This window comes from Serratia sp. MMO-28 (assembly GCF_037199905.1).
Taxonomy (GTDB): Bacteria; Pseudomonadota; Gammaproteobacteria; order Enterobacterales; family Enterobacteriaceae; genus Chania; species Chania oryzae.
Window position 1 is genome coordinate 314,498 of sequence record NZ_JBBCVB010000001.1, and the last position, 15,168, is coordinate 329,665.

At 53.7% G+C, this 15,168-nt stretch carries 10 protein-coding genes; 6 read left to right on the forward strand and 4 right to left on the reverse strand.

Translation table 11 applies throughout. The features are described from left to right. The first annotated feature begins 249 nt into the window (after window positions 1–249). The 3 genes from WG891_RS01405 to rlmM are packed head-to-tail and all read left to right on the forward strand — an operon-like array spanning window position 250 to window position 2,687. Entirely contained in the window at window positions 250–1,167 is a 918-nt protein-coding gene (locus WG891_RS01405; RefSeq protein WP_076943674.1) for a transcriptional regulator GcvA, read from the forward strand. A 31-nt stretch (window positions 1,168–1,198) separates the two neighbouring features. Continuing rightward, window positions 1,199–1,594, forward strand: a complete 396-nt coding sequence (locus tag WG891_RS01410; RefSeq protein WP_095996159.1) for a DUF423 domain-containing protein — start codon at window positions 1,199–1,201, stop codon at window positions 1,592–1,594. Then, on the forward strand, window positions 1,587–2,687 hold the full coding sequence (gene rlmM / locus WG891_RS01415; protein WP_337261313.1) for a 23S rRNA (cytidine(2498)-2'-O)-methyltransferase RlmM: 1,101 nt from the start codon (window positions 1,587–1,589) through the stop codon (window positions 2,685–2,687). The genes WG891_RS01410 and rlmM overlap by 8 nt, the downstream gene beginning before the upstream one ends. 39 nt (window positions 2,688–2,726) lie before the next feature. On the opposite strand, the gene xni is transcribed toward rlmM, so the two are convergent. From xni to queF, 3 genes are all read right to left on the reverse strand, one after another. Continuing rightward, window positions 2,727–3,485: a flap endonuclease Xni gene (gene xni, locus WG891_RS01420; protein WP_337261314.1), complete on the reverse strand. Its 759-nt coding sequence runs from the start codon at window positions 3,483–3,485 to the stop codon at window positions 2,727–2,729. A 58-nt stretch (window positions 3,486–3,543) separates the two neighbouring features. Continuing rightward, on the reverse strand, window positions 3,544–4,896 hold the full coding sequence (gene ppnN / locus WG891_RS01425) for a nucleotide 5'-monophosphate nucleosidase PpnN (RefSeq protein WP_337261315.1): 1,353 nt from the start codon (window positions 4,894–4,896) through the stop codon (window positions 3,544–3,546). Between the two features lie 215 nt (window positions 4,897–5,111). Then, window positions 5,112–5,957: an NADPH-dependent 7-cyano-7-deazaguanine reductase QueF gene (gene queF / locus WG891_RS01430; RefSeq protein ID WP_337261316.1), complete on the reverse strand. Its 846-nt coding sequence runs from the start codon at window positions 5,955–5,957 to the stop codon at window positions 5,112–5,114. Window positions 5,958–6,020: 63 nt separating this feature from the next. On the opposite strand from queF, the gene syd reads away from it, so the two are divergent. Then, on the forward strand, window positions 6,021–6,569 hold the full coding sequence (gene syd, locus WG891_RS01435) for a SecY-interacting protein (RefSeq protein ID WP_337261317.1): 549 nt from the start codon (window positions 6,021–6,023) through the stop codon (window positions 6,567–6,569). Between the two features lie 621 nt (window positions 6,570–7,190). Here the strand turns inward: syd and WG891_RS01440 are convergent. Next, window positions 7,191–8,429 (reverse strand): MFS transporter, encoded by a 1,239-nt coding sequence (locus tag WG891_RS01440; RefSeq protein WP_076943733.1) that lies wholly within the window; start codon window positions 8,427–8,429, stop codon window positions 7,191–7,193. A gap of 164 nt (window positions 8,430–8,593) precedes the next feature. Here WG891_RS01440 and WG891_RS01445 point away from each other — a divergent pair, with 164 nt between their 5' ends. Beyond that, window positions 8,594–8,923, forward strand: coding sequence for a YqcC family protein (locus WG891_RS01445; RefSeq protein WP_337261318.1), 330 nt, complete (start codon window positions 8,594–8,596; stop codon window positions 8,921–8,923). A gap of 213 nt (window positions 8,924–9,136) precedes the next feature. Continuing rightward, the gene (locus tag WG891_RS01450; protein ID WP_337261319.1) at window positions 9,137–15,130 is read left to right on the forward strand and encodes an alpha-2-macroglobulin family protein; all 5,994 of its coding nucleotides are present in this window, start codon (window positions 9,137–9,139) and stop codon (window positions 15,128–15,130) included. The last annotated feature ends 38 nt before the right edge of the window (window positions 15,131–15,168 follow it).

A 15,168-nucleotide genomic window follows, 5' to 3' on the forward strand; every position in this document is an offset into this window, starting at 1 on the left:
CAACATCACAACCACAAAGCCAAAAGTTCATCGGCGTTTTAGACACCCAATTCCTTTTCGTTCCGGCTCAGGAAGTGGTGTCACTATAGGTATTTACTGGCGCAGGCTCAACGGACAATTTATAATGTCTCGGATTAAAAAAACTAATGAAAATGGTGCACTCCGGCAGGCTCATTGCGTTATAGATAACGCTGCCTGATTTCTTATGCCGAATCATTCGGAAAATTGTTACACAAAAGTAGCTAATTCATGTCTAAACGCTTACCACCGCTTAATGCGCTACGGGTTTTTGACGCGGCAGCCCGTCATCTGAGTTTTACCAAAGCGGCAGAGGAACTGTTTGTGACCCAGGCTGCGGTAAGCCACCAGATCAAATCGCTGGAGGATTTTCTTGGGCTGAAACTGTTTCGGCGGCGTAATCGTTCGCTGCTGTTGACTGAGGAAGGGCAAAGCTATTACCTCGATATCAAAGAGATTTTCTCTTCGATCAATGAGGCAACGCGTAAGCTTCAGGCGCGTAGCGCCAAGGGGGCCCTGACGGTGAGCCTGCCCCCCAGTTTTGCCATTCAGTGGCTGGTGCCGCGCCTTTCTGGCTTTAATTCAGCTTATCCGGGGATCGATGTCCGTATACAGGCCATTGACCGTGAAGAGGATAAACTGGCGGACGACGTTGATGTTGCGATCTTCTATGGCCGCGGCAACTGGCCGGGGGTACGTGCCGAGCGTCTGTATGCGGAATATCTGCTGCCGGTCTGTTCGCCAACGCTGCTGACGGGTGAACACGCGCTGAAAGTGCCGGACGATCTGGCTTATCATACGCTTCTGCATGATACTTCACGCCGCGACTGGCTGGCCTATACCCGGCAGTTAGGTTTGCAGCACATTAACGTGCAGCAGGGGCCCATTTTTAGCCACAGTGCGATGGTGGTGCAGGCGGCGGTGCACGGCCAAGGCATTGCGTTGGTCAATAACGTTATGGCGCAAACCGAAATCGAAGCCGGCCGTTTGGTGTGCCCGTTCAACGATGTGCTGGTCAGTAAAAATGCTTTTTATCTGGTATGTCATGACAGCCAGGCAGAACTGGGTAAAATAGCCGCCTTCCGCCAATGGATCCTGGCGCGTGCAGCCAGCGAGCAGGAAAAGTTCCGCTTTCGCTATGAACAGTAAGGCCGGTTAACCTTATACAAGGTGAATAACGATGAGTAGTCGTTCTATGCTGATTTTTGCCGCTATCAGCGGCTTTTTATTTGTTGCTTTGGGGGCGTTTGGTGCGCACGTATTGAGCAATACGTTAGGGGCCAACGAAATGGCCTGGATACGCACCGGGCTTGAATATCAGGGCTTCCACACCTTGGCCATTCTGGCTTTGGCTGTTGCGATGTTGCGCCAGGTCAGCCTGTGGTTTTACTGGAGTGGCGCGCTGTTGGCGTTAGGTATTCTGTTTTTCAGCGGCAGCTTGTATTGCCTGGCGCTATCTCACCTGAAGTTTTGGGTTTATGTTACCCCGGTTGGTGGCATGTGTTTTCTGATCGGTTGGGTATTGATGTTGATCGGCGCTTTGCGTCTGAGGAAAAAGGCCGAGCGCCATGAATAAGATTGCGTTGTACTGCCGCCCCGGCTTTGAAAAAGAGTGTGCGGCAGAAATTACCGATAAGGCCGCCCAGTTGGAAGTCTTCGGCTTTGCGCGGGTCAAAGAGAACAGTGGTTATGTGCTGTTTGAATGCTATCAGCCGGACGATGCCGATCGTCTTGCCAGAGAGATCGTATTCCGTGAGCTGATTTTTGCCCGTCAGATGATCGTAGTGGGTGAACTGCTGCGTGATTTACCGCCGGAGGATCGTGTCTCTCCGATTGTTGGCATGCTGATGGGCGTGGTCGATCGCGGTGGTGAACTGCGGGTGGAAGTGCCAGACACTAACGAAAGCAAAGAGCTGATGAAGTTTTGCCGCAAACTGACGGTGCCGCTGCGTGCCGCCATGCGTGAGCAAAAGGTGCTGATGGCGCGTGAAAACCCGACTCGCCCGGTGGTGCACGTATTCTTTATCGCTCCGGGCTGCTGCTATGTGGGCTATTCCTACAGCAACAACAACTCCCCATTCTATATGGGCATCCCGCGCCTGAAGTTCCCGGCAGATGCGCCGAGCCGTTCTACGCTGAAGCTGGAAGAAGCCTTCCACGTATTTATTCCTGCCGACGAATGGGATGAGCGTTTAGCCAGCGGTATGCATGCGGTCGATCTGGGCGCCTGCCCTGGAGGCTGGACCTACCAACTGGTGAAACGCAGCATGATGGTGCATTCGGTCGATAATGGCCCGATGGCGCCAAGCCTGATGGAGACCGGGCAGGTGACCCATCACCGCGCTGACGGTTTTAAATTTGAACCGACCAGCAGCAAAATCTACTGGCTGGTGTGCGATATGGTGGAAAAACCGGCGCGTGTCACCAGCCTGATGATCAACTGGCTGCTCAAAGGCTGGTGCCGCGAGGCGATCTTCAACCTGAAGCTGCCGATGAAGAAGCGCTATGAAGAGGTTTCTCAGAACCTGCAGAGCATTCGGGAAGCCTTAGCTGCCGCGGATATCAGCGCAGAAGTTCATGCCAAGCAGCTGTACCACGATCGGGAAGAGATCACCGTACACGTGCGCCGCATGTGGTCGGCGATTCCGGGCCGCCGCGACGAGCGTTGATTGCACTTCTCCCCTTGGCTGTCTGTTGCGCCAAGGGGCTTAACGTACCGGTAACCGCAGTTGCTGCAGGTTGCCGGCCAAGATCAGGTCGGTGCGCAATGTGGCTACCTGTTTACTGATATAAGCCATCTCGCGGTGCTGTTGCAGTTTGTCGCGCCATTTCTCTGGCACCTGTTGCAGGTTGGCGAACAGGGCGTCGAGGCTACCTGCCTGTTGTAACAGCAAGACCGCCGTTTTAGGCCCGATGCCTGCAACGCCGGGGATCTTGCTGCTGCTGATCCCCGCCAATCCCCAATAGTCTGGTAGCTGCTGCGGCAGCACGCCGAACTCATGTTGCACAAACGGCAGATCCAGCCAGCGTTTCTGAAAGTAATCACGGATTTGTATATTTGGCGCCAGTAACTGGCAATAGCCTTTATCGGTAGAAACGATAGTGACCTGATAGCCGCCGTTTGCCACCTTGGTTGCCAGCGTGGCGGCCAGATCGTCAGCCTCATTACCTGCCGAATGCCAGCAAGCGACGCCTAATGCGGCAAACGCCTGGCGCAGCAACGGCATTTCCTGCTGCAGGTTTTCCGGCATCGCTGAACGCCCGGCCTTGTAATCGGGCAGGGCTTGGTGACGCCAGCTTTCATGGCGATCGTCTTCGTCGAACACGGCGACCGCATGGGTGGGCTGGCTGTGCTGGAGCAGTTGCTGCAATGCGTTCTGACAGGCATTCAGGCATGGGGAACCCTGAGCTGCATGGATACGGCGAATCAGGTTCAGTGCGTCAACGATCAGTAAGTGTATTGGCATGGAGAGTAACAACGTCAGGAAAAAGAAGGGCGGCTGTCACACCGCCCAGGATTGATGATCAGGCCACAATCTCGTAGCAGGGAACATAAGCCGTTCCCGGCAGCTTCATGCGGTGCTGAGCGACAAAGCCCTGCAGCAGGCTATCCATCTGCTTCATCATCTGCGTATCACCGTGCAGCTTGTAGGGGCCAAACTGCTCAATGGCATGAATGCCATTTTCCTTCACATTACCTGCCACGATCCCGGAGAACGCCCGGCGCAGCGCGGCAGCCAGCTGTTCTGCGGGTTGATTCGGATACAGGTTAAGGTTGGCCATGTTTTCATGGGTTGGCTCAAACGGCAGTTGCAGATCCGGTGCAATACGGATCGACCAGTTGAAGCTGTAAGCATCACCGCTATTACGGCGGTTCTCTTTCACCAGCGGCATCGCTTTCTTCATCTGGCGGGCAACTTCGGCCGGATCGTCAATGATGATGGTGTAATGACGGCGCGCTTCATCACCCAGCGTGTTCATAATGAACTCGTCGAGCACGCGGAAGTAGTCGGCGCTTTCTTTCGGCCCGGTGAGGATCAGCGGCAGCACTTGCTCGCTGTTTTCCGGGTTCATCAGAATACCCAGCAGATACAGCAGTTCTTCCGCGGTGCCGACCCCGCCAGGGAAGATGATGATGCCGTGGGCGATACGCACAAAGGCTTCCAGACGTTTCTCGATGTCCGGCATGATCACCAGCTCGTTGACCAGTGGATTAGGCGGCTCTGCGGCGATGATGGAAGGCTCGGTCATACCGATAAAGCGGCTGTTACGGTAACGCTGTTGCGCGTGGCCGACGGCGGCCCCTTTCATCGGTGCCTCCATGGCTCCCGGCCCACAGCCGGTGCAGATATTCAGCTCGCGCAGGCCCAATTGGCTGCCGACCTTGCGGGCATACAGGTACTCATTTTCGTTGATCGAGTGACCTCCCCAACACACTACCAGGTTGGGATCTTCATCAAGGTGCAGCGTGCGGGCATTACGCAGAATAGAGAACACCAGGTTGGTGATATGGATGGAGTCTTCCTGAAAATGCTTGGCGCTGACGAGTTGACCATGCACGAACAGAATGTCGCGCAAAACGGCAAACAGGTTAGCCTGCAGTGAACGGATGATACGGCCATCGACGAAAGCATCTTCCGGCGGGTTGACCAGTTCCAGCTTCACCCCGCGCTCACGGCGCAGCACGTTGATGTCAAAAGTCTCATAGCGGGACAGCAACTGTTTACTGCTGTCAGTCTGGCTGCCGGAGTTCAACACCGCCAGGGAACAATTGCGGAATAAGCGGTAGAGATCGCTGCTGGCGGTGCGTTTTAGCATGTCGACTTCTAGCTGCGACAACAGATCCATCGAGCCCAGTGGGCTGATATGTGTAATCAAGGTCACTCCTTTACGCCCATCTAGGGGCGGTAATAATTCATACCGCAGCAGAACAGTTTGTGTATTCCCTTTTTGCACGTTGCGGTAAGAATTTTGAATTTCCTGCCAGAATGCCAAGCCAAATGGCGGACATTAGTGATTTAACCTTACCGCCGTCCCCAGGTTTTTACCAATAAAAACCACTCGTTAGCTCAGTTGTTGAGCACTGCCTCGCATTATTGGCGGGCTAGACGGCCACGAGCAGGTTCGAAGGGCACGTTGCTGCGCCATGGGTTGATATCCAGCCCGCCACGCCGGGTATAGCGAGCATAAACGCTCAGCTGTTGCGGTTGGCAGAAACGCAGCAGATCGTTAAAAATGCGTTCAACGCATTGCTCGTGAAATTCGTTGTGATGGCGGAACGAAACCAGGTAACGCAGCAGCGCTTCACGGTTGATCTGTGGGCCACGATAGCGGATTTGCACAGACCCCCAATCCGGCTGATGGGTGATCAGGCAGTTGGATTTCAACAGATGGCTGACCAGCGTTTCTTCTACCTGTTGCTCGCCGGTGGCATTTTGCAGATAGCCAGCATTGAATTCATAGTCGTCGATATTGATATCTTGCGCATCGATACATTCGCCAGCGAAATGGGCGATCGACGAACCGGCGATCTGGTCGACATGGCATAAGGTAACGCTGGCTTCCCCCTGTGCGCAGGCTGATAGATCGCGCTGCAGCGTATTGCGCACCGTTTCCCAATCAGGAAAGCGGGTCTGGTTAAAACTGTTGAGGTAGAGTTTAAAGCTTTTGGATTCGATCAGGTTGATGCTGCCCGCATCCAGGCTGATTTCGCCCACCGCGACCTGCGGCAGGCCTTTGGCGTTCAGCCAGGAAAGCTCATACAGTGTCCAGATATCTGCGCCGTGGAACGGCAAGTTTTCAGGATACAGACCCAAGGGCTCACGGTTCATACTGCGCGGAACCGCCTGCAATAACGCGGCATCGTAGTGATCCTGGTAAGCGGTCGGTTTACCCAGCGTCAGCGCTGACAGAGCCTGATGGTCTTGATAGGAGGACATAAGCTGTCACCTTGGTGTGAGAAAGGTACAATGGCCGCCAGTTTACCGTATGCGAGAAAAAATATGGACTATGATGTATCGCACGCATTGCGTGAATTTACCCAGCGTTATATCGAATTGTGGCAGCAGCAGCGCGGTCATGCCCCCGCAAGCCAGGAACTGTATGGCGTGGCCTCACCCTGTATTGTAGAAAACCGCGATGATGAGGTGTTGTGGCTACCGCAGCCGTTTCTTCCTGCAGCCACTTTGGTGAAGGTGGAAAACGCACTGGAGTTGCAATTGCGGCCGGATATCCACACTTTCTATACCCAGCAATATGCAGGAGATATGGGCGCACAGTTTGAATCGCAGCAAATGACGTTGCTACAGGTATGGAGCGAGGATGACTTTATCCGTTTACAGGAGAATCTGATTGGGCATCTGGTTACGCAAAAGCGTCTCAAGCTTTCCCCAACGTTGTTCTTGGCAACAACGGAATCGGAAATGACGGTGGTGTCGCTGTGTAACGTCAGTGGTAGTGTGGTGCTTGAACAATTTGGTAGCGATAAACGCACCGTTTTATCCCATTCGTTAACTCATTTCCTCAGTATGTTACGTCCAATGCTGAATTAGTTTTCCTTTTTGTATCGGGCGCTTGTGAGATATCTCTTACAAAGGCTGTAAGAGATCGCTTTTAATTTTTTCTGATGCTTGGCTTATATTGGACTTATTACCATCCAGATCAATCAGTTAAAATGTACTTAGGATAAAACTTCAATAAAGTTTGCTGTAATCCGTCTTACATAGCCTTGTGAAGCCGGAGGAATTAAGCGATCTTATGTCTACCGGATAGGAACGGTTTGGAGCAGGAAAGCATCAGGATGATGCGGCTTCAGGAAGAAGAAATGGATGCGCTCAGGAAGAGCGAACAAGGATTGGCGTCAGGACGATGCTCAGGATGTTTCAGGATTGAAACCAAGGACACCTCCAGGACGGAGATTGAGAGCTGGCATAGGATGGCTGGTGGGTCAGGAAGACTTAGGAATCGCGTCAGGAAGATGCTACAGGATATAGCAAGGATTGTTTGGTCAGGATGGCCGAAGGAAAAGTTTTCAGGGATTGAGCAGGGAGCACACTGTTTAGCTGGATTGCTATAAAACGAACCGGGGGCACTGTTAACGCAGTGCCCCCAACTTTTTCCCCGTTAGTCGATGCTCAACAATGTTTAACGTTGTTGAGCATTAACCTCCGTGATTAACCGATCGCCCCCAAGACATCGCCCGTACTTTGCTTCTTCGGCAGCAGGAATAAGGTGGCGTAAATATCCAACAGATAAATACCCGCCAGCAGGCTGATGGCTGCCGTAAAGGAAACCTGAGTCACCAGTACGCCAATCACTAGCGGCCCAAGCCCACCAACGCCACGCCCCAGGTTGAACAGGATATTTTGCGCCGTAGCACGCGCCTGTACCGGGTAAGTGTCGGAAATCAAGGCACCGTAGCCGCCAATCATGCCGTTAACAAATACCCCCATCAGTGCACCGGCAAACAGCATCAAGGTTGGATCGCTGAGCTGGGCATAGCAAATGACCATCACGACGGCACCAATCTGGTAGCTGACGAAGATTTTCCAGCGTGGGAAGCGGTCAGCCAATACCCCAAACAGCCAAATGCCAAAGGTCATGCCGAGCACCGTGACAGCGGTCCAGATACCGGACTTGGTCAGCGAAAAACCAAAGTTTTTTGCCAGATACGTTGGCATCCAAATCATCAACCCGTAATAACCGAAATTCTGTACCGAACACAGGATGAAGATCCCCAAGCTGGCCTTCCCTGTTGCACGATCCTTGAACAGCAATTTTACGCGTTGCGTGAAGGACAGATGTTGTTCACCAGCCAACTGTTGGGCAAATTCTTTGGGTTCGCCCATGGTGCGCCGGATAAAGAAAGAGACCAGCGCTGGCAGCAGGCCAACCAGGAACATCCCGCGCCAGCCGATATAAGGCAGTAATAGCGGGGTGAGGAAGGCGGCGGCCAGCACGCCAAGCTGCCAACCCATGCCGACGTAGGCTGAAGCGCGATTGCGTTTCTCTGCCGGCCAGGCTTCGGCGATCAGCGCCATGCCGATACCAAATTCACCGCCCAGCCCGATGCCGGCTAACGTACGGTAAGCGAGCAGATCCCAGTAACCGACTGCGATAGCGCACAGGCCGGTAAACAGGGAAAACATCAAAATGGTGAGGGTCAGAATGCGGATGCGGCCGAAACGGTCGCTGAGGTGGCCGAAGATCACACCACCAATCACTGCGCCGATTAGCGTCCAAGTGACCAGTGAACCGGCTTCCGATGAGGTCAGGCCCAATTCAGAGGTGATCACCGGCAGCATAAAGCCGAGTATCAGCAAATCGAAGCCATCCATTGCATAACCGGTAACCGAAGCCAACATGGCTTTACCGGGTGTCGCGTGATTTTTAGTTGATGAGATTGCGGACATGTCTTTCATCTGTGTGGTTTTGAGTGGGCGTATTGTGCCGTGTCAGGTGCGGTGCCACCAGATAAAATGTGCAGATATCGTCAACTCAGCGGAGTTGGGCGCCGCATGGCTTAAATGCTATGCTTTCGCGCTGATAATCAGGGCCACAGAGTTTGGGAATGTCGATGAATAGAGAAAACCAGGTTCGCCAAAGTTTACAGGCGATTGAACAAGCCATGCAGGATTTGGCGCTGTGGCAGGCGGCACCGCCTGAACCTGAGGCCTTTTCCAGCACGGAACCTTTCTGCGTAGACAGCATGCGGGCAGAAGAGTGGCTGCAGTGGGTATTGCTGCCGCGGATGATGGCGTTGCTGGATGCCGGAGCAGCATTACCAACGCGTTTTATGATCGCACCTTATTTTGAAGAGGCACTGAAGGATAAACAGCCAAACTGCATGCCGCTGCTGGCGTTGCTGCAGCATCTGGATTCGTTGCTGAACAATCCACCAGGGTAATTTGCGTAGTGCCTCGACTTTTTGCCATCGGTTATAACACCAGTGGGGAAATCCTGCTGAAAAATGCAGCTAAATTTCTTGATGGCAGATAGACTGAATAGTCAGCTTATTTCGTTGCATTTATTCGTTTGCACGGCGGTTGTATTTAACACGTGAATTAAAGCGTTAGGCTATTTTCCGGGTGTTGATCCAGGATCATAAGGTGCTGCAATAATGGATTTATTAAGGTTCATCCTTCGTCTGCCTTTTACTTTGGTAAAAGGCGTGTTTCGCCTGCTGGCTTTTATTCTGGGATTGCTGAGGCGGCTGTTCAAACCGCTAATTGGCAATGTGAGCTGGAGTGCTCCCGCCTGGATGATGGTGCTGTCGGGCGGCCTGAAGCGCGTTTTTCTGCGTTTGGAAAGCGGGGTGGATAAATATCCGAAAGCCATTGGCCTGGCGCTGGTGGTGTTATTGTGTGCAGCCGGTGGTGCGTTCTACGGCTGGAACTGGTGGCTGAACCGGCCGCAGCCGATTGAGCCGGCACCGATGGTATATCAGGAAACCAGCGTGAAGGTTTCCGATCCTGAACTCATTAATTATGCACTCGCGAAGTCCACACCGCAGGAAGTGGTGCTTGCTTTCCGCAATTCTGTCGCACCGCTGACCGATGTGGGTAAAGTAGTGGAAAAAGGGGTGACGCTTAGCCCGGCCATCGAGGGCCAGTGGCAATGGCGCAATGCCTGGACTTTGGTCTTTACGCCGAAAAATCCGTTGCCGATGGGCGCTAAATACGAGATTAAGCTCGATCCTGCCGTGCTGCTGGCCCCGCAAATTAAGCTTAATAACACCCGTTACAGCTTCAACGTACCGGCGTTCGGCTATCAGTTGGGGCAGGCTGAATATTATCAAGATCCGCAGGATCCACAAAAGCGCAGCGCTATCTTTAACGTAAAATTCAATGCGCCCGTGGATGTGGCCAGTTTCGAAAAACAGATCGCGCTGGGGCTGACGGAAGCCAAGGCCAAATCGGAAAAGAAACTGAATTTCTCTTTGGTCTATGACGAGAAAAAATTGAATGCCTGGGTGCATTCAGAACCGCTGAAAGCACTGGATCACGGTGGTTCGGTGCATCTGACGATTGGTCAGGGGGTTAAATCGGTGGTGCCAGCCAATGCCACCGCGGAAACCAAGGATAACTGGGTCTCGGTGCCGACGCTGTATAGCCTGGTGGTGAAAGATGCCAGTGCGCAGGTGGTGGATGCCGATGGCGCTAAAGGCCAGCGTGCGCTGATTGTCGCCTTCAGCGATGCGGTGAAAGATAGCGATGTTGGCCGTGCGGTCAAAGCCTGGCTGCTGCCGCAGCACGGCCTTGATGAGACAGAGGCCGAGCAGGATCCGAACCAGTTTTATCGCTGGAGTGTCCAGAGCGTCGATAAGAAGGTGCTGGCGCAGTCAACGCCGCTGAATCTTACGCTCAACGAGGCGGAAGAAAGCTATCAGCCGCAGTTCAGCTTCAAGTTTGAGGCGCCCGCACACCGGTTTATGCTGATCGAAATTGATGATCTGATGACCTCATCCGGTGGCTATAAAATGCCGGAAAAGGTTTATCGCATCGTCGAAGTGCCAGATTATCCAAAATCCTTGCAGTTTATGTCGCAAGGCTCGCTGCTGTCGGTCAACGGTGACAAGCAAATCAGCGTAGCGGCTCGCAACGTGCCGGGCCTGCGTCTGGATATCAAGCGGGTGATCCCAAGCCAGTTACAACACATTGTCTCTTTTAAAAGCCAGGAATACTCGTCGGCGCAGTTTAATCAGCTTAATGACGAGTATTTTACCGAGCACTTCCAATACCAGACGGTGATCAATAATGCTCAACCGGGTGAAGTGAACTATCAGGGTATCGATCTCTCACGTTATCTCTCTACCAGCCCCGATTCCCATCGCGGCGTATTTTTATTAACGCTGTCGGAATGGCAACCGGAAAAGAAAAAACAGCCGCAGGCTGCGGAAGAAGAGGACAGTGAGCAGAGTGAAGAAGAAAACGATAATGCGCCAAGCGTAGGGGACTCGCGCTTTGTCGTGGTGACCGATCTGGGGATTATTGCCAAACGTTCTCAGGATAAAACGCGCGACGTCTTTGTGCAGTCGATCCACAGTGGGGCACCGGTCAGTAATGCCAAAGTGTCGGTGATCGCCAAAAACGGTGTGGCACTGCTCAGCCAAACGACGGATGCCAACGGGCATATCCGCTTCCCGGCGTTGGATGTGTATACCAACGAGCGTAAGCCGGTGATGTTCCTGGTGGAAAAAGAAGGTGATGTCTCCTTCCTGCCAACCGGTGACTATAACGATCGCGGGCTGGACTTCTCGCGTTTTGATATTGCAGGGGAAGAAACGCCGGTCGATCCGCGCACGTTGAACAGCTACCTGTTCTCCGATCGGGGTGTTTACCGGCCGGGGGATACTTTTAATATCGGTTTGATTACCCGCGCTGCCGACTGGGGCGTTGCTTTGGCCGGTGTGCCGGTGCGTGCCGAGATCCGTGATCCGCGCGATAAGCTGATGACCACGGTGCCGTTGACTCTCGGCAACAGCGGTTTCAACGAACTGAGTTATACCACCGATGAGAACGCACCGACGGGGGAATGGAACGTCTACCTGTACCTGATCGGCAAGAATAATGACACCACGACATTACTCGGCCATACCGCCGTGAACGTGAAGGAGTTCGAGCCCGATCAGTTGAAGGTGAAGCTGGAACTGACGCCGAATCGCCAGCAAGGGTGGGTGAAACCCTCCGAGCTGCAGGCGAACATTGATGTGCAGAACCTGTTTGGCACGCCAGCGCAAGATCGGCGGGTCACCTCAAAACTGACGCTGCGGCCGATGTATCCGAGTTTTGATCAGTTCCCAGATTACACTTTCTACGAGAATCGCCAGAACAGCGATGGTTTTGAAACTGAACTGGAAGACAGAACCACCAATGAACAGGGTATGGCGAATATTCCGCTGGATCTGAAATCCTATGCGGATGCCACTTACCAACTGCAGTTGCTGTCTGAAGCCTTTGTTGCCGGTGGCGGGCGTTCTGTTGCCGCCACTGCCCGGGTGCTGGTGTCACCTTATGATTATCTGATCGGCGTGAAGCCGGACGGGGATTTAGGCTACATCAGCCGTGACGCGGTTCGTCACCTGAACGTGATCGCTGTCGATCCTGCGTTGAAGCAGATTGCATTACCCGATCTGAAGCTGGTGCTGATCGAACAACGCTATATCTCGGTGCTTACCAAACAGAATTCCGGGGTTTACAAATACCAGTCGAAGATGAAGGAAGTTCAGCTTTCCGAGCAGCCGCTGGCGCTCACTGAACAGGGTAACGATCTGGCGCTGGCGACTGATAAGCCCGGCGACTTTGTGCTGGTGATTGAAGATGCACAAGGCAAAGTGCTCAATCGCATTGCCTATAGCGTGGCTGGCAATGCTAACCTCAGCCGTTCACTGGATCGCAATGCCGAACTGAAGCTGAAACTGAACCAGGCAGAATATCAGCCAGAGGAGGAGATCGAAGTCTCGATCAACGCCCCATATACCGGCAGCGGTTTGATTACTATCGAGAAAGATCGGGTGTACGGCTGGCAGTGGTTCCATAGTGATACCACCAGTTCGGTACAAAAAATCCGCGTCCCTGCCGGGATGGAAGGTAACGGTTATGTCAACGTGCAGTTTGTGCGTGACGTGAATTCCAGCGAAATCTTTATGAGCCCGCTGAGCTATGGCGTGATGCCATTTAAAATCAGCACGCGTGCCCGCCAGAACAACCTCGAAGTGTCGGCTCCAGCGGTCATCAAGCCGGGTGAGAATCTGGTAATGACGGTGAAAACCGACGGCCCGCAGCAGGTGGCGTTGTTCGCCGTAGATGAGGGTATTTTGCAGGTGGCGCGCTATCGCCTGAAAGATCCGCTGGAGTACTTCTTCCGCAAGCGGGAACTGAGGGTGGAAAGCTCGCAAATCCTCGATTTGATCCTGCCGGAATTCAGCAAACTGATGGCGCTGACGGCGGCACCGGGCGGTGACGCCGGTGAGGGGCTGGATCTCAACCTGAATCCGTTCAAGCGCAAGCGCGATAAGCCGGTGGCCTACTGGTCAGGGATTACCGAAGTGAACGGTGAGAAACAGTTCGACTATCCAGTACCGGATTACTTCAACGGTAAAATCCGCGTGATGGCGATTTCGGTCACGCCGAACAAAATCGGTAAAGCGCAAACCTCCGCAACGGTGCGGGATAACTTTATCATGACGCCGAATGTACCTTCGATGGTGGCTCCGGGGGATGAATTTGATGTCAGCGTGGGGGTCAGCAACAACCTTGAAGGGCTGAATGGCCAAGCCGTGGCGGTGAGCATTCATCTAACGCCGCCACCGCAACTGGAAGTGGTTGGTAACGCAGAGCAAAGCCTGTCGTTGGCTGAAAAGCGCGAAGGGGTGGTCAGCTTCCGCCTGCGTGCCAAGTCTGCACTCGGTGATGCGCCATTGGTGTTTGATGCGCGCTATGGCGACAAAGCCAGCCGCCGTACCATCAGCACTTCGGTGCGCCCAGCGATGCCTTACCGCACGCAGTCGGTGATGGGCCGGATGAACGGCAGTAGCCAGAATGTCGACAATCTGCGTCAGATGTTTGATGCCTATGCGCAGCGCAGAGCGGCGGTTTCTTACTCGCCACTGGTGCTGACCAGCGGCTTGGCGCAATATCTGGCGGACTACCCGTATTACTGCTCTGAACAGATTGTCAGCCGTTCAATTCCGCTGATGCTGCAAGGCCAGCACCCTGAAATGAACAGCAGTCTGAGCCAGGCGGAAGTCAGTAAGCAGTTGAAGAACCTGCTTGGCGTACTGCGTTCCCGCCAGAATGACAGAGGGGCTATCGGTGCCTGGCGTTCATCGCCGGATGCCGATCCTTTTGTGACGCCGTATGTGGTGCAATATCTGCTGGAGGTTAAAGCGGCGGGTTATGCGTTACCGGCCGGTATGCTGGAGGAGGCTAACGGTGCCTTGCGTGAACTGGCCGCTAGCCGTTACGACGATCTCTATGACCTGCGCCTGCGTGCCTGGGCGGTTTACCTGCTGACGCTGCAGGGGGAAATTACCACTAACTCCCTGGCCTCGGTGCAGGATACGCTGCAGAAACTCTATCCAGAGAGTTGGAAAACCGATCTGAGCGCGCTGTATCTGGCTTCGTCTTACCGTCTGTTAAAAATGGATGATGAGGCCAATGCTCTGTTGCAACCAAGCTGGAATCAGCTCAGCAAAGCTTATGACAAGGCCTGGTGGACGCAGAATTATTTCGATCCGTTAGTGCAGGACGCCACGCGGTTGTATCTGATTACCCGTCACTTCCCGGAAAAAGTGTCGGCTATACCTGCGCAGGTGCTGGAGAACATGGTCAGGGCGCTGAGAGAAGAGCGTTATACCACTTACTCTTCTGCCATGAGCATTCTGGCGCTGGAGAGTTATTCGGCACAGGTAACGGCGCAGTCTGCCTCGGCGGATACGCTGAAAATCGCGCAAACCAGCAAGCGTAGCGGTGTCGATCCTCAGATCATTTCAGCGCTGGAGGGGCGGTTTATCAAAGGGCAGTTTACTGCGGATGCGCAAGCGATCCACATTGAAAATACCCGCGATGCACCAGCCTGGTATGTGGTAACGCAGGCCGGTTACGATCTGGCTGCGCCACAGAAGGCAATTTCGCGTGGCCTGGAGATCGCTCGCGATTACACCGATGAACAAGGTAAACCGCTAACGCAGGTGACGCTGGGGCAAAAAATCAATGTGCATCTGAAAATCCGCGCCAACTCGAAAGAGGGGCAAGATAATCTGGCGATTGTCGATCTGCTCCCGGGTGGGTTTGAGGTCGTGCAGCAAACGCCTCCGCCGCCGGAAACAGAAGGCGAGGGCGCGGGGAATAATGATGCTGACGCTGGCTGGCAGTCGCCGCTGGCGGCATCAGGCTCCACTTGGGCACCGGATTACAGCGATATTCGCGAAGATCGGGTAATCATTTACGGCAGCGCCACGACCGATGTGCAGGAGTTTGTTTATCAGATCAAAGCCACCAACACCGGAAGTTTTGTGATCCCGCCTGCTTATGGCGAAGCCATGTACGATCGTGAAGTACAGGCGCTATCGGTCAGTAACGGTAAATTGGTTGTTGTACCAGCGAAAAACTAATAAACCACCATTCCCCCACCGTGTGGCAACGGCGGGGG